Origin of the sequence: Methylosinus sporium (assembly GCF_003113265.1) — a bacterium.
In the GTDB taxonomy this organism is placed as follows: Bacteria; Pseudomonadota; Alphaproteobacteria; order Rhizobiales; family Beijerinckiaceae; genus Methylosinus; species Methylosinus sporium.
Genome location: NZ_PUIV01000001.1, coordinates 328,292 through 351,528, shown reverse-complemented (window position 1 = coordinate 351,528; position 23,237 = coordinate 328,292). Strand labels below are relative to the sequence as shown.

Genomic DNA, 23,237 nt, shown 5'->3' with positions numbered 1-23,237 from the left:
GCTATGGTCTAATTATTCACTTGTGCTTATCATTGTATTTGAGATGGGACCGTCTGTCGAAAAATAAAGCTTGGCTGATGATCGCCTTCAGACTGTCGACGCTGAAAGGCTTGGCGATGAGAAACGCCGGCTCCGGCGGCTCTCCGGTCAAAAACCGCTCGGGATAGGCGGTCACGAAAATCACCGGGGTCGAGAGCGAGCCCAATATTTCATTCACCGCCTCCAGCCCCGAGCTGCCGTCCGCCAGTTGAATATCGGCCAGAATCAGGCCGGGGGGAGTCTTGGATATGGCCTCGACCGCCTCTTTATGCGTGCGCGCCACAGCGACGACGTTATGGCCGAGTTCCTCGACCAGCCCACGCAAATCGAGCGCGATCAGCGGCTCGTCTTCTATGATCAATACATCCGTCGCCAATTGGCCGGCGATCTCGACGCTCGCCGTGTCGATGAGCGCCGCCGCGCGCGCCTCCGAGACGGCGAGCGCCCGGGCGATTTCGCCGAGCGAGAAACCTTCCAGCGCATGGAGCAGAAAGGCGATGCGAGGCTGTAGCGAGATCGCGTCGAGATTGCGCCGCGCGCTCGCCTCATCGCCGGGCGCGACCCCGGAGTGGTCGGTATGGGCATTGATCGGGCTCGAGGTCCAGATTTCCAGGAACAGCCGATAGAGGGAGATTTTCAGATCCTCGTCGGCGACGAGGCGGGTCGGATCGGCGACGGCGGTCTCGAGCGTCGCCAGCACATAGGCGTCGCCCCCTTCGCGGCTGCCCGATAGAGCGCGGGAGAAGCGCCGCAAATAGGGCACATGCCTTAGAATCGCCTGAGAAATGGACATCATGTCCCTCGTTTGCGAGTTGCGAATGTCGCGCCATCATGGCGCGTTCTGCTGCGTCAAATCGTCGCGTTATATTTGGGAACGAATTGGTAAAATTAAGCGTTGTGAGTTGGTCGCCGCAATGCAGTACTAGCGCGGCCGCGTCCGCTCGCCAGAGTCGGGCCTCACGAGAATTCTCGAGGAGCAGATGGGAAAAAGCAGCCGGAAGTCCATTGCAGCCGCCTCGAGCACGAGCGAATCTCCGAACATGGAAGACAGGATCAGCGACGGCGTTTTCGCGCCGCCGCCGCACGATGGCGAAGGGCTGGTGGTGTTGAGCTCCCACCGCCCGCGGCGGGCGCGGCCCGCCGAAGCGCAGCCGGACTCCGAGACGCCGCCGCACAATGACGTCGGCGAGCAGATCGGCGAGCAGCTCCGCGGTCTTTACGACGACATCCTCAATCAGCCTATTCCGGATCGTTTCCTAGAGCTCTTGAACAGGCTCGAGAGCGACCCGATATCCCCGCAGCGGTCGAAGGCGCCCGGGGAGGGATAGTGTCGACATTCGAAGCGGCGAAAGCCCAAGGAAAGGGGACCAAAGCCGATCTCGTCGCGGCGATCCCCAATCTGCGCGCATTCGCGGTTTCGCTCTGCGGCAACGCCGACCGCGCCGACGATCTGGTCCAGGAGACCTTGGTCAAGGCTTGGAGCAGCCTCGCCTCCTTCACCGAAGGCACCAATCTCACGGCCTGGCTGTTCACCATTCTCCGTAACATCCACTACAGCGACTATCGCAAGCGGCGCCGCGAGGCGCCCGACCCGGACGGCGCCATAGCCGCGCGGCTCGTCTCGCTGCCGGCGCAGAACGCGCATATGGATTTTCTCGATTTTCGCAGCGCGCTGCAGAAGCTGCCGCTCGATCAGCGCGAGGCGCTGATCCTGGTCGCCGCCTCGGGCCTCTCCTATGAGGAAGCCGCGGCCATCTGCAATTGCGCGCCGGGCACGATGAAAAGCCGGGTCAATCGCGCCCGCAACCGCCTCGCCGAGGTTCTGGCGCTGCGCTCGACGAGCGACATCGGCGATTCCTATTACATCGGCGATCAGTCGATTCTCCCGCGCACGGGCAATGATTGATAGACGGGCGGAAATGCCCCATAGGGAAGCTCGAGCCCGATAATTTTCCGCGAGCGAGACCAATGACCGAGAAGACCGAATTCCGAACCGAGCGCGATTCCTTCGGCGACATAGAGGTTCCTGCCTCCGCCTATTGGGGCGCTCAGACGGAACGGTCGCGGCAGAATTTCCCGATCGGCGTCGGCCGGATGCCGATCGAGATCGTCCATGCGCTCGCGCGGGTGAAGCTCGCCGCCGCCGAGGCCAATCTCGAGAAGGGCCTGCTGAAGAGCGACGTCGCCGCCGCCATTTCCGCCGCCGCCCGCGACGTGATCGACGGAAAGCTCGACGAGCATTTCCCACTCGTCGTCTGGCAGACCGGCTCCGGCACGCAGTCCAATATGAACGTCAATGAGGTGATCGCCAATCGCGCCAATGAGGCGCTGGGCGCAGGCCGCGGCGCCAAGGCGCCGGTCCACCCGAACGATCACGTCAATCTCGGCCAATCCTCCAACGACAGCTTCCCGACCGCCATTCACGTCGCCGCGGCGATCACCATCTCGCAGCGCCTGCTGCCGGCGGTGGAGCGGCTGCACGCGGCGCTGGCCGCCAAGTCCAAGGCGTTCGAGCATATCGTCAAGATCGGCCGCACCCATTTGCAGGATGCGACGCCGGTGACGCTCGGCCAGGAATTTTCCGGCTATGCGGCGCAGGCCGAGTTCGGCGCCAAGCGCATCCGCCAGGGTCTCGAGGATTTGTTCCTGCTCGCCCAGGGCGGCACCGCCGTCGGCACGGGCGTCAACACATACAAAGGCTTCGCCGAGGCCGTCGCGGCCAAGATCGCGGCGCAGACCGGCCTGCCGTTCAAAACGGCGCCGAATAAATTCGAGGCGCTCGCCGCCCATGACGCCGCCGTCTTCGCTCATGGCGCGCTGAACGCGCTCGCCGCCGGGCTCTATAAGATCGGCTGCGACATTCGTCTGCTCGGCTGCGGCCCTCGCGCCGGCCTCGCCGAGCTGAAGCTGCCGGAGAACGAACCCGGCTCCTCCATCATGCCGGGCAAGGTCAATCCGACCCAGGTCGAAGCGCTGACCATGGTCTGCACGCGAGTCTTCGGCAATAATGCGACCATCACCTTCGCCGCCTCGCAGGGCCATCTCGAGCTGAACGTCTTGAAGCCGGTCATCGCCGCGGCGCTGCTCGAATCGACGATATTGCTCGCCGACGGCATCGACAGCTTCATCACTCGCTGCGTCGACGGGATCGAGCCGGACGAGGCGAACATCAAGAATTTCTTGGAGCGCTCGCTGATGCTGGTGACGGCGCTCGCGCCCAAGATCGGCTATGACGCCGCCTCCAAGATCGCCCGCGCCGCCCATCGCAATGGCACGACTTTGCGCGAGGAGGCGTTGAAGTCCGGCAAGGTGACGGATGCGGAATTCGACGCGCTGGTGCGGCCGGAGAATATGCTCGCGCCGAATGATTGAGGGCGGCGCGAGAGCGCCCCGTACTTTTCCGTCATTGCGAGGAGCGCAGCGACGAAGCAATCCAGGGGCCGCGTCACGGCTGAAGGATTGCTTCGCTCCGCTCGCAATGACGGCCCTGAACAAAAACTATTTTATCACGCAGGCGCGCGCGATGCGCTCGAGACGCGCGCGGCCTTCGTCGGTCGCAGCGTCGGGCAACGCATCTTCTCGCGCCGCCTCGCGCGCGGCGCAATCGCAAGCCGTCTCGCATTTCTGAGCGCTCGCTCCCGAGGCGACGCATTGCGCGCGGCAGGCTTCCTCGAAACGCGCATTGTGCATCGGCGCGGTCAGCATGGCGACGGCGGTGAAGCCCGCGAAGAACAAAGGCTGATGGACGAGATAGAGCGCGAGGCTATGCCTCCCGAGAAAGGCGACGCTGCGCGTCGCGATGTTGTGCGGCGAATTGGCGACCGCGGCCGGGCATAGACGCGCCAGCTTCGCCGCGCCGACGCCGAAGAACAGCGCGCCCGCCCAAGGCGCGAGCGGGCGATAATCATTGGTCATCGGCTCGAAGGTCGAAAGCCCCGTCCACCAGAGCCAAGGCGCATCGAAGACAGAGGCGCGCGCGAAGAAAGACGCGGCGACCAGCGCGAAGCCCGCGGCGAAAGCCGCCGGCCAGGGCAGAAACAAAAACGGCAGGGCGAGCAGGCTCGCCGCCGCTATGCAATGCAGAATGCCGAAAAAGACGAAGCTCGACGGGAAAGCGATATAGGTCCCGCCGCTCACCAGCAGCGCGGCGCCGATGAGCAGAGCGAGCCTGCGCCAATAAGCGCGCGCGCGAAAAACCGTCCCATGCGCGAGCGTCAGCGAGAGCCCGGCGATGACGAGAAAGCTCGCCGCGATCGCATGGCCGAACGCCTTATAGGCGTCCGTATAGGGGATGTCGGGGTCGATATGGCCGAAATGGCCGAGGTCCCAGCCGAAGTGAAAGGCGAACATCGCCAGCACGGCGAGGCCGCGCGCGACGTCCAGCCACAGGAGCCGCGCGGTCATTTGACCGCCGTGGCCGCCGTCGATTGGAACTTGCCGAACACCATATCGGGCGCCGAGAGATTGTGCCGCGAGGGCATATGCCGGCCGAGCCATATCTCCGTCGCCGGCGCGCCGGGAAAGCCGATGACCGGCGCCTCCTGCCAGCCTATGCCGCGCTTGGTGCGCCAGGCGACCAGCGCCGCGTCGCTCATCGATTGCGTGGTGTACATGGACCGCAGTGAGGCGAAGGGCAGGCCGTCCGGCATTCCGTCGCTATAGGAGACGTCGAGCACGATGCGATCCTGATCGATGGAGCCGAGACGAATCTTCGCCTCGCCGCCGCGGCGGAAGCGCAGGGTGAAGCTGCGCGTCTGCGGATCGAAAACGATCTCCTTCAGCGCGACGATGGGGCGCTCCTGCACCTCCACCGGGCCGATGAGGAAGGAGGAGCCATAGGCCGTCCAGCGCATATCCTCGAAAGGCAGCGGGCGCGCGCGCCAATAGCCGTCCGGCGGGTAGAAGACCAGGATTTCCTCCGCGCGCTCGCGATAGGTCATCCACAGCTGCACGAGATGAAAGCCCTTCTCCACCCGGTCGCCGACGCGCACGGGCACGTCATTGGGCCGCCAGAAAGAGGGGAAAGTATAGCCGACGAGCCAGAATTCCGGCGTCTCCCAAAAGGTGAGGCGGCGCGCGTCGGCGGCGAATTTCGGATCATGCGAGAGATCGCAGCTCGTCCAATCCGGCGCCCAGCGATCGGAGCCGATCATGCCGATATAGGAGGGATGAATCGCCTGCACGCGCATCCGCCGCACCTGCGGCGAGACGAAATCCAGCTCGATATTGTCCTTCTCCGCGCAGAGCTCGGGCGTGGATCGGTTCTCGATCCGCACTTGCAGATCCTCCTCCGCCTCCAGCGGCTGCTGCGCGAAGGACGGCCGGGCGAAAGGCAGGCTGGAAGCGGCGAGGAGAAGCCGGCGGCGATCGATCAGCGATGCGGACATGGGCGGTATCGGATTCCTGTTGTGGGCGTCGGATATTATTGCGCAGGACGCAGGGCGAAAACATGGAAAGGCGAGCGCTCGAGTGGGATTTTCTCGAGGAAGGGGAGGCTCTCGCCGCGCGCGAGGGCGGCCGCCAGCCCTTGGGGCGCACGTTCGATGAGGGCGTCGCCGGTCTCGCCGCCGTCGCACCAGAGCAGCAGCTCGGCGCCCGCCGCGCGCAGCAGGCGCTCGGCCGCGGCGGGCTCGGCCAGAAATGCGTCGACCGCGAGGCGATTGCCGCGATTGTCGCGATGATAGGGCGCGGCGAAGACATGATGCGGCGTGAAGGCGAGAATATGCGCGCCCATATCGACCGGCGCGACGATGCGCGCCGGCGGCAGCGCCGCGAGGCCCGAGAAGGCGCTCGCCTCGAGGCAGGCGCGGCGGGTCTCGCGCGGCGCGGCCTCGCCGTCCGATTGCAGCGCCAGAGCGAGGCCCATGGGCGAGACGAAAACGCAGAGCAGGCCGATCGTGAGCCAGCGCAGCAGCGGCATGACGTGAGCGAGGCGCGCCGATAGAGCGGCGGCTGCGCCGGCGAGCGCGACCATGGCCAGCGGCGTTACGGAAGAGAAGACGCGAATCTGCCAGAGCGCCGCGGTGAAACCGATGAGGATCGCCGCCGCTAGAATCGCCCAGCGGCCCCGCGCGAGGCCGCGCTCCCGCCAGGCGAGAGCGAGCGCCGCGACGAGGCCGAGCAGCACCGGCGCGGCGGTGGAGACCAGCAGGGCCGGATCGGAGACGAACGCCTTCAACGGCTTGGCCTCGGTGACATGGGAGAGCCAGAGATCGCGCAGCAGCGGATCGAGCGCGACGAGCGGATCACCGAGACAATGCGGCGCGCTGGCGAGAAAAGCGCCGAGCGCCGCCGCGCCGACAAGTCCGAGTCCAACGATGCGGCGCGGAAGCGTCTCGAGGCGCGGCGCGGCGGCGGCCAACGCCGCGAAGCCGAGCGCGCCGACGAGCACGGCGCGAATATGGACCGCCGAATAGGCGTCGCAGGCCGAGAGGCCATAGCGCGAGGGCGCGACGGTCGCCGCGAAAGTCAGCGGCGCGAAGATGAGCAGGCCGAGCGCGAATGACAGCAATCTCCGCGCGGCGGTCTTTCCTTCGACGAGAAAGAGGATCGCCGGCGTTGCGAGCGCCACGATGAAGAAAGGAATATTTTCGAGGCTGATGGCGAGCGACAGAGCAAGAGGCGCGGCGGCGGCCGCGAGCGCCAGAGGACGCTTGGGATGGAGGCCGAACGCGACGAGGCCGAAAGTCGCCATCAGCAGCAGAATCTGCGGCGCATGATGATCGATGCGGCCGGGCGTGAATTGCACGAACATCGGGGCCGAAAGAAAGACGAGCCAGACGGCGAACATCCGCGCCGAGCGATCGGCGAAGACCCGCGCGGTAAAAGCGGCGAGCGCGAAGAGCAGAGCGAGGCAGAGAAAGGGAAAGGCGAGCCGCGTCACGCGCTCCGCCATCTCCGGCGCGAGAAACAGCCCGAACAACAGATCGAGCGCGGCGAGCGGCGTATCGACGACGCGCGACCAATGCATGAAGAGCCCGTCCGGCGGATCGAGCCGTCGCGCCGTCATATCGAACCAGGCTTGGCCGGCGAGGAGATCGCGCAGCTGCACGGCGCGCATGGCGTCGTCGGAATCGTAGAATTCGCCGGCGCTCCACACGGCGCGCGCGCGAGGGAGCGTCAATAGCGCGGCGCCGGCGAGCGCCGGGACAATGGCGGCGAGAAGCGGAATTTCGCGACACGCGCGCGCGGGAAGCTCCGCCGCCTCGCCGGCGAGCGCGCTCACGCAGCGGCCTTCGCGGCCGGCGCCGAGAACAGAAGCGCGCGGCGCGCGGTGAAATTGAACAGGAAGACGACGCCCGCCGTCGGAATTTTCGCAAAGGCGGGATCGAAGCCGAGACGGCCGACGAGGAGGAGCATCAGCGCCTCGGTGACGAGCAAGCCGGCGAGGCCGATGACGCAGAAGAGCGTGAATTCCGACGCCGGCCGCACGCGGCGCCGATCGCGGAACACCACTGCGATGCTGAGCGCATAGACGAGCGCGAGCCCGCCGCAAAAGCCGATCGCCGCAGCAATGAGATAGGGCGCGCCGAGCGTCTTGTGGAAGAGCAGCAGCAGCCCATAATCGAGCGCCAGCGCCGCGCCGCTCGCCAGCCCATAGGCGACGAGATCGCGCAGCAAGCGCGTCGCCGCGAAGACGCGATGCGTCGACACGTCAAGCGACCCGCTTCGGCACGAGACGCTCGCTCGCCAGCGCCTGCTCGGCGCCGGACACGCCGGCTTCCGTATATTCGGCGTCCTCGTTCACGCCCCAGACGTCATAGAGCGCGCGTCCGGCGATGATGTTGAGCGCCGTCAACATGCCGGTCATCATCGCATGATCCTGGTTGTTGTATTTATGCATCCCATTGCGGCCGACGAGATGCAGGCCGGGATAGCGCGCCGCGAGCTCGAGACGAATGGCCTGCACATTGGCGGCGTAGGAATCGTCATAGACGGGATAGGCCTTGGCCTGACGCACGACGCAGGCGTCGCGCACATCCTCCGCCGTCATGAGGCCGATCTTTTCGATCTCGTCTTTGGCGAGCGCGATGAGATCGGCGTCCGCGGCGTTCCACAATCCATCGCCCTCGAAACAGAAATATTCGAGGCCGAGACAAATGGAGACGCCATCGGCGATCATCTCCGGCGACCAGGATTTGAAATTCTGCACGCGGCCGACCTTCACCGACGGATCATGAATGTAGATCCAATTGTCGGGGAACTCCTCCTGCGGCCGTCCGATCAGCACGACGGTGAGAAAATCGCGATAGGCCAGCGCGCGCGCGTTGAACAGGCTGAGCGGCGTCGGCGTCAGCGCATTCATCACCTCGCGCAGCGGCGCGGAGGAGAGCACATTGCGCGCGCGATGAGTCTCGCTCGCGCCATTGACGTCGCGCGTCGTGACGGTCCAAATTCCGCTCGCTTCATCGAAGGCGAGTTGCTCGACCTTGCAGCCCATTCGCAGACGGCCGCCGAGCTTCTGCATCTTGCGCGCGGCGGCTTCCCACATCATGCCGGGACCGCGACGCGGATAGCGGAAGGATTCGATCAGCGTCTTCGCGGCGCTGCTGGATTTGCGGAGCTTCAAAGAGCGGCGCAAGCCGTCGATGATCGCGGCGCCGAGGCTGAGACCCTTGATGCGCTGCGCCGCCCAATCGGCGGAGATATCGTCGCAGCTCATGCCCCAGACCTTTTCCGTATAGGTCTTGAAGAAAATGCCGAACAGCCGCTCGCCGAATTGATTGCGCACCCATTGATGGAAGGAGCGCGGCTCCTTCACCGGAAAAGCCTTGGCGAAGGCGAAGGAAGCCATGCAGCGCGCGCTCTCGAAGAGCCCGAGATTCTTCAGCGCTTCGAAGGCCTTCAGCGGATAGGCGTAGAATTTTTCGCGATAGAAGATGCGCGACAGGCGCGGACGCTCGATGAAATCATGCGGAAGCAGTTCGTCCCACAGATCGACGATCTCTTTCGATTTCGAGAAGAAGCGGTGTCCGCCTATGTCGAAGAGAAATCCCTTGTAGCTCGCGGTGCGGCTGATGCCGCCGACATAAGTCTCGTCCTGCTCGAGAACGAGAACCTCGCGTCCGTTTTTCGCCAGAATATGAGCGGCGGTGAGGCCGGCGGGCCCCGCGCCGATCACGATGGATTCGATAATCTCGCCCATGACGGCCCTGAAACTGCGTGGCGTGCGCCGGCCGGCCGCGTCACGCAGCGAGGCTCACGGCACTTAGGGGCACTATGGACGCGCTTTGGTTAATGCGCTGTTACGCACGCGAGGCGAGCGACGTCTGCTCATGCTGCTCGCCGGCGAAAATGACGCGATTGCGCCCCTCCGCCTTGGCGCGATAGAGCGCGTCGTCGGCGACGCGCGTCATAGCGGCGAGATCGGGCGTCTCACCCTCTATGACCGTGACGCCGACGCTGACCGTCGCCGCGCCGTCGGCGAGATGCTTCGCCTCGCGAACGAAAGCCGCGCGAATGCGCTCGGCGATCGCCAAAGCGCTCGTTCGGTCGGCCGGCGAGAGAATGGCGACGAATTCCTCTCCGCCGATCCGCGCCAGCAAGTCGTTGGCGCGGATGCTTCGCGACGCCGCGGCGCCGAAGGCCGCCAGCACGCGGTCGCCGACCGCATGGCCGAAGCGATCGTTGATGAATTTGAAATTGTCGAGATCGAAGACCAGCACGGCCGTGGCGCGCGGCGTGGCCCCGCGCCTCGCGCGCTCGACCGCGCGATCGAATGCGCGGCGATTGGGAAGACCGGTCAGCGGATCGATCAGCGCGGCCACTTCTCGTCGGCTCGCCAAGCGCTCCTTGGACAGGGTCGCCACCAGAAAGCCGAGAATGGCGACGAAGCCCGAGAGCTCGAGAAAACGAGCCTTGAGGTAAGGGCTGGTGAGAAAGCTCTCATTGTCCACCACGAGAAAGGGCGCGGCGACCGCGAGCGCGAAATCGAGCGCGGCCTGGAGAGCGATGATCCAGGCCGTCACGCGCGACGAGACGAGACGCTGCTCGCGGATCTGATTGTAGCGGAACAATTCCCAGGCGGCGGCGGCTTCATAGACCGCCGAGATCGCCGCAGTTTCGGCGATGCGCATGTTGAGGTCGGCCTGCCAGAGGCCGGCGATCCAGATCGCGCCGCCGAGAAGCGCGAGCGGCAGCCGAACAGGCTTCTCGACGAAGACGACGACGCCCGTCCAGAGCAGGCCGCAGGACCACATATTGAGCGCATTGCCGAAAATGATCGACAGCCATTCGGCCTCGTTGCGGAAGGCGTAGGTGAGCGCCGCGGCGCCGGCCGTCGCGAAAACGGCGGACCACCACCAGAGCTCTTGCGCCTCTTCGTCTCCTCGCCAGATCGCATAGAGAAAGACGCCCAGCAGCGACAGCATGAAGGCGCCGAATAAAAACAAGGTCGGCGCCAATTCGATCATCGCGGTTCACGGTCCCGTGAGCTTCAAAAATGTGGGGGGCGGCAGAATCCAGCTGGAGCGTAGCATCGACTATGCCATGCTCTCGAAGTCATAAAAAGCCGAGTCTTCGCGCTCCGAGCCGGCGAAGACGCATCGGGGTAAAGAAATTCCGGCGGGTCCCGCCGTCTCCTTCGACTTGGCGTCGTCGCCTTTCGGCTGCGACGAATTCGGCGCGATCAGCCCGCCGCGGCGACGGCGCGCTCGGCTTCCTCTATCGCCGCCATCGTGCCGACATGCAGCCATTTGCCGTCGAGCGGAACGCCGAAGAGCCGTCCCTGCTCCGCCGCCCGGAAAAAGAAAGGCGCGAGCGGAAACGCTTCCTGCTCCACGCTCTCGAACAATTGCGGCTTGACGACGCCGACGCCGGCATAGACGTAATCGGCCGTCTCGCCGGCGGCGCGCTTCGTCAGCCGACCGTCTGCGGCGCGGTGGAAATCGCCGTCCCAGTCGACGCCGACGCTGCCCAGTCGCGGCGCCAGCAGCAGAGCGATATCCATGATTTCCGGATTCCACAGCGCGGCGAGGCGCTGCAGATTGTCGCAGCCCGCGCCGATCCAAAAGGCGTCCGTATTGGCGATGAAGAAAGGACGGCCCTCGAACAGCGCCAGCACTTTTTTGACGCCGCCGCCCTGGTCGAGCAGCTTCTCGCGCTCGTCCGAGAGGATTATGCGCGGAGTCCGCCGGCCCTCGAGATGCGTCTCGATCTGATCGGCGAGGTGATGGACATTGACGACCGCCGTCGCGACGCCGGCCTCGTCGAAAGCGTTCAGCGTGCGATCGAGCAGAGTGACGCCGGCGATCGCGACCAGCGGCTTCGGCAGCCGGTCGGTCAGCGGCCTCATGCGCGAGCCGAGCCCGGCCGCGAAGACGAAGGCCGCGTCAGGCACGGAAGAGCGCGGGGAGGTTGGCGACATACCAGGCCTCGAGATCGGCGAGCGCGGGATGGCGCAGGCCCTTGCGCAGATAGGTTTCCACGCGCGGCAGATGGACGAGATATTGCGGCTTGTGGTCGCGCTGGTCGAGCCGCGCGAAAATGCCGAGGATTTTGGTCGCGCGCTGGGCGCCGAGAATGGCGTAGGCGCGCGCGAAAGCCGCCATGTCGAACAGCGGATCGGCCTCGCGGCGTTTGCGCGCATAATGGCCGAGCAGCCGCATCTCCAATTCGTCCGGCACGTCGACGCGCGCGTCCTGCGTCAGCGACACCACGTCATAGGCCGGATGGCCGAGCACAGTGTCCTGAAAATCGATGACGCCGACGCGCGCGGTTCCCTCGCGGTCCGGCAGCCAGATGAGATTGGGCGAGTGGAAATCGCGCAAGGTCCAGGTCGGCGCCGACATCACGATCTCGATCAGCGCCTGGCGCCAGAGGTTGACGAAGGTCGCCTTGGAGCCCGACGAGATGCCGCCGCCGCCGACCCGCGCCGCATACCATTCCAGCAGCAGCTCCACCTCTATGAGCAGCGCGTCGAGATCATAGGGCGGGATGTGGTAAGGGCCGGAGCCTTCGACCGGAAGAACGTCCGGCAGACGGCGGGCATGGAGCGGCGCGAGCGCCGACAGCGCCTCGACATAGCGATCGGCGATCGGCGCGCCGCCGGCCACGACGCCGTCGCGGCCGAGATCCTCCAGCAGCACGAAGCCGGCCGAGAGATCATAAGCATAGATTTGCGGCGCGGAGAGGCCTTGTGCGCGCAGCGCCTCCGCCATGGCGACGAAGGGCTTCACTGTCTCGGCGAGCCGCGCGATGGCGCTATAGGGCTTGCCGTAGCGAATGGGCGGGCCGTCCGGCCGCGCCGGCGAGATCATCAATATGGCCTGGGCGCCATCCGGTCGACGCAGCGCCTCATAGATGCGCGAGGAGGCGTCGCCCTGCAGATAATCGCGCGCGGCGTCGCTCCACCCGGCGCGCTCCAGAAACTCCCGCATGGTGCGAAAGGCCTTGAGCCGCCCCGCCGCCTTGCCATGGGCGAGAATGCCGATGCGGCGCGCGTCGGGCGTCTCCGGGGAGGCGAAGGAGAGCCGCACCTCCAGCCGCTCGCCGGCAAAGAGGCTCGGCGCGCGCTCGGGCCATTCGACCAGCACCAGAGCATCCTCGCTGGCCTCGTCGAAGCCCATGGCCTCGAGCTCCGCCTCGCCCCCCGCTATGCGGTAGAGATCGGCGTGCAATATGCGGCAGCCGGGAGTCTCGTAGATCTGCATCAGCGTGAAGGTGGGGCTCGGCGCCTCCAGCGCCGGATCCTGCGCCAGGGCGCGGATCAGCGCGCGCGCGAAGGCCGTCTTGCCGGCGCCGAGATCGCCAGAAAGGGTGACGAGCCGCACCGTGTCGCGAATGAGCGGGGCGAGCTTGGCGGCGAGCGCGGCGGTCTGCGCCTCGTCGGCGACGTCGATCAGCCATTCGGCCTCTTCACTCATGAGGCCTGTCCTTTTTCACGCGGGGCGAGACCCTGCTGGCCGCCGCTCTCGCGCGCCGGGAAGATGCAAGTGACCGTGGTGCCCTCGCCGAGCGCGGAATCGATGAGCACGCGCCCGCCATGCAGCTCGGTGAAGGCGCGCACGATGGAGAGGCCGAGCCCGACGCCCCTGTGGCGCGAGCCCGAGGTGTGCGACTCGAAACGGTCGAAGACTTTCTCGAGGACCTCCGGGGCGATGCCCCGCCCCCGATCGGCGACCTTGAACACGATTTCCCCCTCCCGACGCATCGCCGCGAGGGTAATGCTTTGTCCCGGCCGAGAAAAGCCGATCGCATTGGCGAGCAGATTGAACAGGATCTGGCGGATGCGCTTGGCGTCGCCGGGGAAGCGGCCGACCTCGCCGGTGGCGACGATCTGCAGCTCTATGTCGTTCTCCGCGAGGCGATCCTGCACGCCCTCCGCCGCGGCGCGCATGGCGTCGGCCGCGTCCACCTCCTCGAGCTCGAGCTCCATGGCGTCGCTGTCGATTGTGGCGAGATCGAGAATATCATTGATGATGGCGAGCAGCGCCGCCGAGGATTTGCCGACATAGCCTAGATATTCGAGCTGCTTGGCGTTGAGATCGCCGGTCGTCTTTTCGCCGAGCAGATGGATGAAGCCGATGATGTTGTTGAGCGGCGAGCGCAGCTCGTACGACACATGATGGACGAAATCGTTGCGGATCTTCTCCGCCGCGATCAGCGCCTGATTGCGCTCGGTGAGCGCACGCTCGACATTCACGCCCGCCGTCACATCGACGAAGGTGAGCAGCGCCGCGCCTTCCGGCAGCGGCTGCGCGGTGCAATCGACCACGACGCCGTCCGAACGCTCGATGCGCCGCGTGAAGCCCTGCCGCATGTCCTGCAGCCCGGTGACGAAGCCGCGCAGCTCGCTCCAGGTCTCTTCGTTGAGATGCAGCGGCCGGCAGAGATTGGCGACGGCGTCGAAACGCGGCTTGTCGTCGAGAATGCTTTTTTCCAGCGCCCAGAGCGCGAGAAAGGCCGGATTGCAGAAGCGCAAGCGGCCGTCGGCGCCGAAGACGGCGACGCCCTCGCGCAAATTCTCCAGCGTCTCGTTCTGCATTCGGTCGAGCGCATGGAAACGCGATTCGAGGAAATAGCGCTCGCTCACATCGTCGTAGAGATAGGTGACGCCGCCTTGCGGATTGGCGTTCACCACGACGCGCAATGTGCGCCCGTTCGGCATGTGCCAGACATGCTCGTGATGCTCTTCCGAGGATTGATAGGCATCGAGCAGGCGCGCCTTCCAATCCTTGTAATCGGCTTCCACCGGCAGGCGCTGCTCGGCGCGCAGACGATCGAGAATCTCGCCGTCGCTCGGCCCTTGATCGAGATAGGCGCGGTCGAGCGGCCAGAGAGTCTCATAGGCTGCGTTGCGATAGACGAGACGCTTGCTGCGATCGAAAATGGCGACGGCGATGGGCAGTTGATCCAGCGTGCGCGAATGCGCCTGCATCTGCTGCTCGAGATCGGCGCGCGTCTTGTCGATCTCCTGGCGGTCGATGGCGAGCGCGGCGCCGGCGCCGTGACAGGGCGCCTCGACGACATCGAGACGATGCCGCTCCCCGGCGACCACCGCCGTCACGCGTGCGCGCCAAACCTCGTCGCGCCCGCGCGCCGTCTGCGCTCGCAGACGCGCGTCATTGTCGAGCAGCTCGATCTGGCGCCGCAGGGCGTCGGCCGAATTCTCCGCCTCCACTGCGTGCGCATAGGCGGAGTTCACGAAAACGAGCCGACCCTCCGTGTCGCGCATCCACACCGGCGTCGGCAGCGCCTCGAGCAGAGCGCGCAACGTCTCCACCTCGCCGACGCTGCGCGTGTGGCGCTCGCGTAAGGAGAGCAGCTCGAGCCGCTCGCCGGAGACTTCACGTATGCGCAGCACGGCGCGGCCGGCGACGGCGCGGCCTTCGGCGTCGAAGCGTCGGCCTTGCAGGCTGGCGAGCGACAGATGAAAGCCCTCGCCATTCTGGCGCAGGCGATCGACGCGCTCTTGCAGAGCGCCCGCCTCCTCCGGCCCGAGCCAGGAGCCGAAGGCGAGCACGCGCCGCGCGAAGGCCGGATCATTGAGGCCGTTCTCTATGTCCGGCTCGCCGGCGGCATTGTCCCAGGAGACGAAGAGCTGCGGCTCGCTGGAGAGAAAAATCTCGGCGCGATCGAGCCGCTTGCGCGTCGCCTCCAGCTCGGCCGCGAGCCTCGCCTCGCGGCGGCTCCACGCCTTGCGCTCGCCGAGATGCGTGAAAGCGACGACGACGGCGAAAAGCGCGAGGCCGCCGGTCAGAGCGAGACTGACGAATTCCGCATTATTGGTGGTGGTGAGAAGATCGGCGAGCGTCTCCGCTCGCGCCGGCCCGCCGAGCGGCAATAGGCCGGCCGTCGCGAGCCCGCGCGCCATGCCGCGAACGAGCGACGACGACGCTCCCCGACGTCGCGCAGGCGGCAACGCTTTCGGCCCGAAGGCCGTATTGTGAAACATGCGAACCGGTCTCCACGTTCGATTTGCAAAGGCTCATCGCAAACAAACGCCGCAAGCCGTCCGCGCGCCACCGTGGCGCCGTCTCGAATCGCGTCTAATCTAAAACGCGCCGTCGAAAAGTGAAACGCGGATCGTGACCGGGAGATTGGCGCCTAGGGGTTTCGCCGAACTGGCGTCGGCGCTGCTGCGGGAAAAATTCGCCGCGGCCGCAGTTCCGCGCCGACCGTCGGGCGCATCGGTCTTTCAAAGCAATTTTGGTATGGAAAGCGCTCGCGACCTCGACCGGTACAGTATTTTTGGTTTGGAGCGAATTCTGATCGATCGAACGGAATCGTTCGATCGGAACGCGCTCTATCGACGACGAGGCGTGGCGAGAGAGACGTTCCTCGAGGCGATTCCGACCTCGCCCATTCGAGCGCGATCCATCGTCTTCTCCTTGCCCGCTCGATCGTGCGTCGTCATGCTCCGCGCTGGAATGATCCGCGCATCCCCCCGGGTCGCCGCGAGATCGCGCCCTCTCCAGAAAGCTCGATTCGCGGCGTTTCCCGACGTCGGAGCGCGCACGGAATCATGCGAGCCCGAACAAGCGCTCCGAAATTAGTGAGGTGTAAAACGTGTTTCGATGAAATAGACGTACCGAACCTGCAACGGATCATACCGAACAACGAGCGTATCGATGTTCTGCAGACGAGGGTCGGACAGAGTGACGTCCTGAATGGCTTGTGAATCGACCGTCACCAGTACCGTGTCTGCGGTCGGAATGCCGAAATGATAAGCGTAAAGAGTAAAGGTGACGGGCGTCGACATGCTCGAGGCGCCATAGGCGAACAGCTTCAGACCGGTCAAATCGAAGGACTTGCCGGGGAAGTTCGAGGCGGGAATCGTAAAGACGCCGCCGGTGCGATTGGCGAAATAAAGCCCGCCGTTTCCCGTTCGCACGTCCCAACCGTTGGGGAGAAGATGACCGAGGGCGGATACGACAAGGCCAGTTCCGTCCGTCGCAGTGCAGTTGGGACACCCGGTCAAAGGCGCCGCCGCGGTAAATGTCGCAGTGTCGGCGAGCGCCGTCGACGCTGAAAAAGCGACAAAGGTCGCCAGAGCGGTCGCTCCTAGAAAATCGATCTTCATATTATTCTCCTGACTGGCGCTTGAATGAGCGCTCGAGCGAGGACCTCGGTCCATGTGCTCATCCCCATGAGCGTCAGCCTGCATCTCCTGCTGCGCTCACGAGATCGAAGGGCTCGCTTCAGGAACGAGTCCAGGCTCTCAGCTTAGCCTCGAACATTGCAGACGTACGACAAAAAGATCGAAATCGCGTACGGGGTGGATCGCGTCGCAGTTCCTAGTCGTTGATCTTGCTCGAAAAGACGCGGCTCTCGGGGGATTTCTGCCGCGTATTGTCACGCGGCGAGCCGGCCTCCTCGTCCTGGCGAGGCCCGAAGGGGCGTTTCGCGTCTCGAAGGGCGCCGCTGCGCGTTTTGGAGCATCCTTCCCGCGCCGCCGGAGCGATCGGCCCGGAAGCATATCCAGATTACGGCCTCGCCCTCTTCACGGAGAGCGAGGCCTGAACTTTTTCGCCGAGCCGTCGGATCAATACCGATAATGTTCCGGCTTGAACGGGCCGTTCTGCGGCACGTTGAGATAGGCGGACTGCTGCTCGGTCATTTTGGTGAGCTTCACGCCGATCTTGGAAAGATGCAGCGAGGCGACCTTTTCATCCAAATGCTTGGGCAGCGTGTAGACGCCGACCGGATACTGGCCCTGCTTGGTGTAGAGCTCGATCTGCGCCAGCGTCTGATTGGTGAAGGAGGCGGACATCACGAAGGACGGATGTCCGGTCGCGCAGCCGAGATTCACGAGGCGCCCTTCGGCGAGCAGGATGATGCGCTTGCCGTCGGCGAACTCGATCTCGTCGACCTGCGGCTTCACATTGTGCCATTTGAGATTGCGCAGGCCGGCGACCTGAATCTCGCTGTCGAAATGGCCGATGTTGCAGACGATGGCGCGGTCCTTCATGACGCGCATGTGCTCGGTCGTGATGACGTCGACATTACCGGTCGCGGTGCAGAAGATATCCGCGCGCGACGCGGCGTCTTCCATCGTCGTGACCTCATAGCCTTCCATCGCGGCCTGCAGGGCGCAGATCGGATCGATCTCGGTGACCAGCACGCGGCAGCCGGCGTTGCGCAGCGAAGCGGCCGAGCCCTTGCCCACATCGCCATAGCCCGCGATGCAGGCGACCTTGCCGGCCATCATCACGTCGGTCGCGCGGCGAATGCCGTCGACCAGCGATTCGCGGCAGCCATAGAGATTGTCGAACTTCGACTTGGTGACCGAATCATTGACGTTGATCGCCGGCCAGAGCAACTTGCCTTCCTTGTGCATCACATAGAGACGATGCACGCCGGTGGTGGTCTCCTCGGTCACGCCCTTGATGGCCTCGGCATTGCGCTTGTAGAAGCCCGGATTGGCCTTGAGGCGCTTCTTGATCGCGGCGAAGAGGACTTCCTCCTCCTCATTGGTGGCCTTGTCGAGAAAAGCCGTGTCGCCATTCTCGGCGCGCAGGCCGAGATGGATGAGCAGCGTGGCGTCGCCGCCGTCGTCGAGAATCATGTTCGGCGTGCCGCCGTCGCCCCATTCGAAGATGCGGTGGGTGTAGTCCCAATAATCCTCGAGGCTCTCGCCCTTGATAGCGAAGACCGGCGTGCCGGCGGCGGCGATGGCGGCGGCGGCGTGGTCCTGCGTCGAATAAATATTGCAGGAGGCCCAGCGCACATCGGCGCCCAGCGCCTTCAGCGTCTCGATCAGCACGGCCGTTTGAATGGTCATATGCAGCGAGCCGGCGACGCGCGCGCCCTTCAGCGGCTGCGACGGACCGTATTCGGCGCGCGTCGCCATGAGGCCGGGCATCTCGGTCTCGGCGATGTTCAGTTCCTTGCGGCCCCAATCGGCGAGGCCGATGTCGGCGACGACATAATCATTGAAATGGGTGGTCATGACGCTCCCTTCAGGCGTTGTCTCGCCTTGGCTGAGGCGAGCGCGCGGGCCTGGCCGCCTATAGCAAGGCGGCGGAGCAGATGCAATAAAGATATAAACAAGTCTTTATGTGAGCGAGGGCCGACGGTCCCTCAGAAGGACGAAAGCGGCGAAAACCGCGATCACGGCGACGATCAGCAGGATCAGCAGCGTCGATTCCTCGAGCCAGGCGATCGCCGGAACGGCAAGGCCGAGCAGCAGGCCGACGAGCGACACGCGCCAAGCCTCCGCATGAATGCCCGCGGTGAAGGAGCCGAGCGCCAGCACAGTGAGCACTGTGAGCGCGCTGCTGTCAGAATTCATCATCTGCTTCACATCGCCGATGAAGATGAGGCACATGGCCGCGAGCACCGCGCCCCAATGCAAAATCTGCGTGCGCACGAGCCGCCATTTTTCTTCGGCGTTTTCCGCCTCGGGCCAGCCGGCGGCGATGCTGATCAGGCCGAAGATCGGCGCGAGCACGATCCAATAGGTCGTCATGCCCTGGCGCGTCATGCTCGTATAGGCGACGCCGAACAGCGCCAGCCCCAGCATGGCGAAATAGGGCCATTGCCGCAGAAGGAAGGACAGGACGCCGTGATGCTGCGTCTCGTGCGAAAGGATTTCCGGCGCGCGCTCGGTCACTTTGCAGGCTCCGTCTCGAACGTGTCGCGAGCGACACATGGCAGATTTATCGACCGTGTCGCGAGCGACACATGGGAGTTCACACGGGAGTTCGGCCGGCTCTCCGAGAAAATCTCGCCTCGAAATTCGCGCCTTCGGCCGCTTCGGCGCGCTATGCTCAATATAATCGCCCGATCGTCCAAAACGAGACGCGCCGTGGCGCGTCCCGCACATCGGTCGGGCCCTTCCCCTTTAGGCCGCAACCTTCTGGCACTCGTCGGCGCAGGCTTTGCAGGCGTCGCCGCAAGCTTTGCATTCGACGATATTCGGAAATTTGTCGCATTCCTTCTTGCAGGCGAGGCAAGCCTCCCCCACGGCCTTGGCGAAGGCCGGAGTGAGCGTCGAGCTCGTGCCCGCGAGCGAGGCCATGGCCTTGCAGGCGGCGACGACGTCGAAGGTGGACTTGGTGCAGGCGCCCATGCTGGCGTCATTCGCGGCGAGCATTTCGAAGCAATGACGCAGGCATTCCTCGCCGGCGGCCACGCATTTGGTGCTCGACTCGAACAGCGCCTTGTATTTTGCCGCGCTATGATGATGCGCATGATCTTCGGCCGCCAAAGTCCCCGTGGCGGCGGTTGCGGCGGCCAACGCGCCGATTGCGGTTACAAATTGCCGACGTTCCATGAATCTCCCCCTGAGTTTTAGGAACAACAACATTTTCTGGTTTAAGCTTTTTCGAGCGAGATTCAATCACAGCGATTATTCGGCGAGTAAAATTTGTCGCGATGCTCTGAAACTGTGACAGATCGACAACTCTGATTCGATGGACGGCGCGAGGGCCCTATCGGACAAAGACACGGACAGGACAATGGCGGCCATTGCGAACTTCAACGCGCCGGAATTTCTCAATTCCTTGATTTCTCTTCTGGTTGCGCTTCTTCTCGGCACGCTGATCGGGGCCGAGCGGCAATATCGGCAACGCACTGCGGGGTTGCGCACCAATGCGCTGGTCGCGCTCGGCGCAGCCGCCTTCGTCGATCTGGGGATGCGGCTCAACGGCAATCTCGGCGCCACTCAGGTGCTCGCCTATATCGCCTCCGGCGTCGGCTTTCTGGGCGCCGGCGTCATCATCAAGGACGGCGCCAACATCAGCGGGCTCAACACCGCCGCGACCATCTGGTGCTCGGCCGTCACGGGCGCCTTCTCCGGCGCCGACCGCCCCGCGGAGGCGATATTGATGGCGATCTTCACGCTGACCGGCAATATGCTGCTGCGCCCGCTGGTCCATCTCATCGAGCGCGCGCCGATCGACGAGCGCGCCACCGAGGCGATCTACCGTCTGCATGTCACTGTCTCGCAAACGCGACGCGACGCCTTGCGCGATCTGCTGGTCGAGAAGCTCGAAGCGGCGGATTATCCGGTGCGCGAAATCGAGGAATTGGAGCGTGGCGAAGGGGAGGTGGAGCTCATCGCAATATTGACCTCGACCAGCGTCGACCCCAAAGAACTCGACGCCGTCGCCGCCGATCTCGAGAAGATCGCCGGCGTCGAACATGCGAGCTGGACCGCGCAGACGAGCGAGTGAAACAATGAATTCCATAGCTTGCAGGCTATCGGATTCACACGTCACGAAATATCGCCGTCATGGCCGGGCTTGTCCCGGCCATCCACGCCAAACGGCTGATAAATCATATGAAAGAGCCCACCATCGACGGATTGTCTCCCGGCGAGAGCTTCTCGAGCGCCGACGACTTCCCCCTCACCCCGTCAATCTTCTGCACAATCCGTCGAGCTGCTCCAACGTCGTATAGCGGATGCGCAATTCGCCGCTCTCGCCATGATGGTGGATCGAGACATAGAGGCCGAGCGCGTCGGTCAGCAGCTTTTCCATCGCCACCGTATCCGCGTCCTTCTCGACACGCGGCTTGCGCGACTTCGTCTCCAGCTTGGCGCCGGAATCCTCCTGCGCGAGGCGCTCGACGTCGCGCACGGTGAGGCCCTCCTCGACGACGCGGCGCGCCACCGAATCGGGATTGTCCACCGCGAGCAGCGCGCGCGCATGGCCGGCGGAAATCGCGCCTTCCGTCACCAGGCGACGGCTCGCCTCCGGCAGATTGAGCAGCCGCAGCGTATTGGCCACATGCGAACGGCTCTTGCCGATGATCTTGGCGAGATCGGTTTGCGAATAGCCGAACTCCTTGCCCAGCCGTTCATAGCCGCGCGCCTCTTCGATCGCATTGAGATCGGCGCGCTGGACATTCTCGATAATGGCCAGCTCGAGCGCCTCGCGGTCATCCGCCTCATGCACGATGATCGGCACATCGGCGAGATTGGCGAGCTGGGCGGCGCGCCAGCGGCGCTCGCCGGCGATGATCTCATAAGCGTCGGCGACGCCGGGCACTGTGCGCACGACGATCGGCTGAATAATGCCCTTCTCGCGGATGGAGGCCGCGAGATCGGCGAGCTCCTCCTCGCGGAAAGAAACGCGCGGATTGCGCGGATTGGGCCGCAGAAATTCGATCGGCGCCCGGCGTTGGCCGCGTGCGCGCTCCACCGCCGGCGCTTCCTCGCCCGCATCGCCGATCAGAGCCGCCAGCCCCCGCCCCAATCTTCTGCGCGTCGCTTCTTCGGCCATTTCGAGAGATGTCCTTCAAACGAGAGGCGCGCTCGCAGCGCGCGACGAAACCCTGCCTCAGGCTGCCCGCAGCTGCTTCTCGCGCTGAATGACTTCCGTAGCGAGCTTCAGATAGGCTTGGCTGCCGCTGCATTTGAGATCATAGAGCAGCACCGGCTTGCCATGCGACGGCGCTTCCGACACGCGCACATTGCGCGGGATCACCGTCTCATAGACCTTGTCGCCCATGAAGCGGCGCACATCGGCGACGACCTGGGTCGCGAGATTATTGCGCGGATCGAACATGGTCAGAACAATGCCATGGATCGACAGCCGCGGATTTAGCGAGCGCTTCACCTGATCCACGGTCGACAGCAGCTGCGACAGACCTTCGAGCGCGAAGAACTCGCATTGCAGCGGCACGAGAACCGCGTCAGCGCAAGCGAGCGCATTGATGGTCAGCAGATTGAGCGAGGGCGGGCAATCGATCAGAACATAGCTGAAGGCCGGAGCCTGCTCATGGCGTTCCGCCGCGATCAGCTCGGCCACGGCGCGCTTCAGGCGAAAGGCGCGGTCCTTATCGCCGGCGATTTCCAGCTCGACGCCGAGCAGATCGAGCGTCGACGGCGCGATCGAGAGACGCGGCACGGCGGTGGCGACGATCGCCTCGGCGAGACTGCTCTCCGCGAGCAGCACGTCATAGGTCGAAATCCGGCGCGCCTTGCGGTCGACGCCGAGGCCGGTGGAGGCGTTCCCCTGCGGGTCGAGGTCGATGACCAGCACTGTCTCGCCCACGGCGGCGAGCGCCGTGCCGAGATTAATGGCGGTCGTCGTTTTGCCGACGCCGCCCTTTTGATTGGCGAGGACGAGAATTCGGGGCGGCGGAACGTCGGTCACGTCAAGCTCCAAAATCCCGCGCAAGGGCGATAATGCGGCCGGACGAATGCGTGCGGCTCTGCAATGTCCAGATCTGGAAACTATCTGCGGCGCTCGAGCCGGTCAATTCGGCAGCCCAATCTTCGCCCTTCAAAAACACGCCTTTGACGTTTTTCAACAGAAGTTCGTGCGACCACTCGATTAATTGCGGCATAGGCGCGAGCGCGCGCGCCGTGACGCCGGTCAATGAATCGGCGATGAGCGGCAATTCATTTTCGATTCGGCCGATGTGAATTTCCGCCGCCGCCCCTGTTTCACGTGAAACAGCGCGCAGAAACGCCGCCTTGCGCTGATCGCTTTCGATCAGATGCACTTTGGCGCCCGGACGATCCTTCAGGCAGATCGCCAGCACCATGCCCGGAAATCCCGCGCCCGAGCCGAGATCGACCCAGTTTTCCAGGCTCGGAAAAAACTCCCTGATCTGCGCCGAATCGGCGAAATGACGGGTCCATAATTCATCCAACGTGCCGCCGGCGACGAGATTGATGGACTTCTGCCATTTCCGCAGCAGCGATTCGTAGATTTCGAATTCGCGAATATAGCGACGCAGCGCCGGCGCGATTTGCAGCGCATTGTCACGATCGCTGACGCGATCCTCTCGCTTCCCCCCCATTT

The 23,237-nt window shown here is 64.6% G+C and carries 21 protein-coding genes; 4 read left to right on the top strand and 17 right to left on the bottom strand.

Annotated features, from left to right (window positions below; all coding sequences use genetic code 11):
• Positions 1 to 16: 16 nt before the first annotated feature.
• The gene (locus C5689_RS01655; RefSeq protein WP_108915624.1) at positions 17 to 832 is read right to left on the bottom strand and encodes a response regulator; all 816 of its coding nucleotides are present in this window, start codon (positions 830 to 832) and stop codon (positions 17 to 19) included.
• A 187-nt stretch (positions 833 to 1,019) separates the two neighbouring features.
• Here C5689_RS01655 and C5689_RS01650 point away from each other — a divergent pair, with 187 nt between their 5' ends.
• From C5689_RS01650 to fumC, 3 genes are all read left to right on the top strand, one after another.
• The gene (locus C5689_RS01650) at positions 1,020 to 1,367 is read left to right on the top strand and encodes a NepR family anti-sigma factor (protein ID WP_146188299.1); all 348 of its coding nucleotides are present in this window, start codon (positions 1,020 to 1,022) and stop codon (positions 1,365 to 1,367) included.
• The gene (locus tag C5689_RS01645; protein ID WP_108915502.1) at positions 1,367 to 1,945 is read left to right on the top strand and encodes a sigma-70 family RNA polymerase sigma factor; all 579 of its coding nucleotides are present in this window, start codon (positions 1,367 to 1,369) and stop codon (positions 1,943 to 1,945) included. Before C5689_RS01650 ends, C5689_RS01645 begins: the two co-directional genes overlap by 1 nt.
• 62 nt (positions 1,946 to 2,007) lie before the next feature.
• Positions 2,008 to 3,411 (top strand): class II fumarate hydratase, encoded by a 1,404-nt coding sequence (fumC, locus tag C5689_RS01640; protein ID WP_108915501.1) that lies wholly within the window; start codon positions 2,008 to 2,010, stop codon positions 3,409 to 3,411.
• A 126-nt stretch (positions 3,412 to 3,537) separates the two neighbouring features.
• Here the strand turns inward: fumC and C5689_RS01635 are convergent, their stop codons facing one another.
• The 13 genes from C5689_RS01635 to C5689_RS01565 form a co-directional block, all read right to left on the bottom strand.
• A complete protein-coding gene (locus C5689_RS01635; RefSeq protein ID WP_108915500.1) occupies positions 3,538 to 4,443 on the bottom strand; it encodes a heparan-alpha-glucosaminide N-acetyltransferase in 906 nt (301 codons plus the stop codon).
• Positions 4,440 to 5,426: a hypothetical protein gene (locus C5689_RS01630; RefSeq protein WP_108915499.1), complete on the bottom strand. Its 987-nt coding sequence runs from the start codon at positions 5,424 to 5,426 to the stop codon at positions 4,440 to 4,442. The genes C5689_RS01635 and C5689_RS01630 overlap by 4 nt, the downstream gene beginning before the upstream one ends.
• A 35-nt stretch (positions 5,427 to 5,461) precedes the next feature.
• Positions 5,462 to 7,264, bottom strand: a complete 1,803-nt coding sequence (locus tag C5689_RS01625; protein ID WP_108915498.1) for a hypothetical protein — start codon at positions 7,262 to 7,264, stop codon at positions 5,462 to 5,464.
• Positions 7,261 to 7,692 (bottom strand): GtrA family protein, encoded by a 432-nt coding sequence (locus C5689_RS01620; protein WP_108915497.1) that lies wholly within the window; start codon positions 7,690 to 7,692, stop codon positions 7,261 to 7,263. The genes C5689_RS01625 and C5689_RS01620 overlap by 4 nt, the downstream gene beginning before the upstream one ends.
• A 1-nt stretch (position 7,693) precedes the next feature.
• Positions 7,694 to 9,184 carry an NAD(P)/FAD-dependent oxidoreductase gene (locus C5689_RS01615; RefSeq protein WP_108915496.1) on the bottom strand — a complete coding sequence of 497 codons (1,491 nt, stop codon included), beginning with the start codon at positions 9,182 to 9,184 and terminating at the stop codon, positions 7,694 to 7,696.
• Positions 9,185 to 9,284: 100 nt separating this feature from the next.
• The gene (locus C5689_RS01610) at positions 9,285 to 10,451 is read right to left on the bottom strand and encodes a GGDEF domain-containing protein (RefSeq protein WP_108915495.1); all 1,167 of its coding nucleotides are present in this window, start codon (positions 10,449 to 10,451) and stop codon (positions 9,285 to 9,287) included.
• 215 nt (positions 10,452 to 10,666) lie between these two features.
• Positions 10,667 to 11,404 carry a nucleotidyltransferase family protein gene (locus C5689_RS01605; RefSeq protein WP_108915494.1) on the bottom strand — a complete coding sequence of 246 codons (738 nt, stop codon included), beginning with the start codon at positions 11,402 to 11,404 and terminating at the stop codon, positions 10,667 to 10,669.
• Positions 11,370 to 12,902 (bottom strand): tRNA (adenosine(37)-N6)-threonylcarbamoyltransferase complex ATPase subunit type 1 TsaE, encoded by a 1,533-nt coding sequence (gene tsaE / locus C5689_RS01600; protein WP_108915493.1) that lies wholly within the window; start codon positions 12,900 to 12,902, stop codon positions 11,370 to 11,372. The genes C5689_RS01605 and tsaE overlap by 35 nt, the downstream gene beginning before the upstream one ends.
• Positions 12,899 to 15,433, bottom strand: a complete 2,535-nt coding sequence (locus C5689_RS01595; protein WP_108915492.1) for a sensor histidine kinase — start codon at positions 15,431 to 15,433, stop codon at positions 12,899 to 12,901. The genes tsaE and C5689_RS01595 overlap by 4 nt, the downstream gene beginning before the upstream one ends.
• Positions 15,434 to 16,030: 597 nt before the next feature.
• Positions 16,031 to 16,561: a hypothetical protein gene (locus tag C5689_RS01585; protein WP_142862900.1), complete on the bottom strand. Its 531-nt coding sequence runs from the start codon at positions 16,559 to 16,561 to the stop codon at positions 16,031 to 16,033.
• A 462-nt stretch (positions 16,562 to 17,023) separates the two neighbouring features.
• Positions 17,024 to 18,430: an adenosylhomocysteinase gene (ahcY, locus tag C5689_RS01575; protein WP_108915488.1), complete on the bottom strand. Its 1,407-nt coding sequence runs from the start codon at positions 18,428 to 18,430 to the stop codon at positions 17,024 to 17,026.
• A gap of 105 nt (positions 18,431 to 18,535) precedes the next feature.
• The gene (locus C5689_RS01570) at positions 18,536 to 19,093 is read right to left on the bottom strand and encodes a hypothetical protein (RefSeq protein ID WP_108915487.1); all 558 of its coding nucleotides are present in this window, start codon (positions 19,091 to 19,093) and stop codon (positions 18,536 to 18,538) included.
• Between the two features lie 231 nt (positions 19,094 to 19,324).
• Positions 19,325 to 19,756, bottom strand: coding sequence for a four-helix bundle copper-binding protein (locus tag C5689_RS01565; RefSeq protein WP_108915486.1), 432 nt, complete (start codon positions 19,754 to 19,756; stop codon positions 19,325 to 19,327).
• A 184-nt stretch (positions 19,757 to 19,940) separates the two neighbouring features.
• Here C5689_RS01565 and C5689_RS01560 point away from each other — a divergent pair, with 184 nt between their 5' ends.
• Entirely contained in the window at positions 19,941 to 20,657 is a 717-nt protein-coding gene (locus tag C5689_RS01560) for an MgtC/SapB family protein (protein ID WP_108915485.1), read from the top strand.
• Between the two features lie 174 nt (positions 20,658 to 20,831).
• Here C5689_RS01560 and C5689_RS01555 read toward each other — a convergent pair whose 3' ends face one another.
• Genes C5689_RS01555 through rsmG form a run of 3 tightly spaced genes read right to left on the bottom strand, consistent with a single transcriptional unit; the run spans position 20,832 to position 23,235 of the window.
• Positions 20,832 to 21,707 carry a ParB/RepB/Spo0J family partition protein gene (locus C5689_RS01555; RefSeq protein ID WP_108915484.1) on the bottom strand — a complete coding sequence of 292 codons (876 nt, stop codon included), beginning with the start codon at positions 21,705 to 21,707 and terminating at the stop codon, positions 20,832 to 20,834.
• A 57-nt stretch (positions 21,708 to 21,764) separates the two neighbouring features.
• Positions 21,765 to 22,583, bottom strand: coding sequence for a ParA family protein (locus tag C5689_RS01550; RefSeq protein ID WP_108915483.1), 819 nt, complete (start codon positions 22,581 to 22,583; stop codon positions 21,765 to 21,767).
• Position 22,584: 1 nt separating this feature from the next.
• Positions 22,585 to 23,235 (bottom strand): 16S rRNA (guanine(527)-N(7))-methyltransferase RsmG, encoded by a 651-nt coding sequence (gene rsmG / locus C5689_RS01545; protein WP_108915623.1) that lies wholly within the window; start codon positions 23,233 to 23,235, stop codon positions 22,585 to 22,587.
• Positions 23,236 to 23,237: the final 2 nt, after the last annotated feature.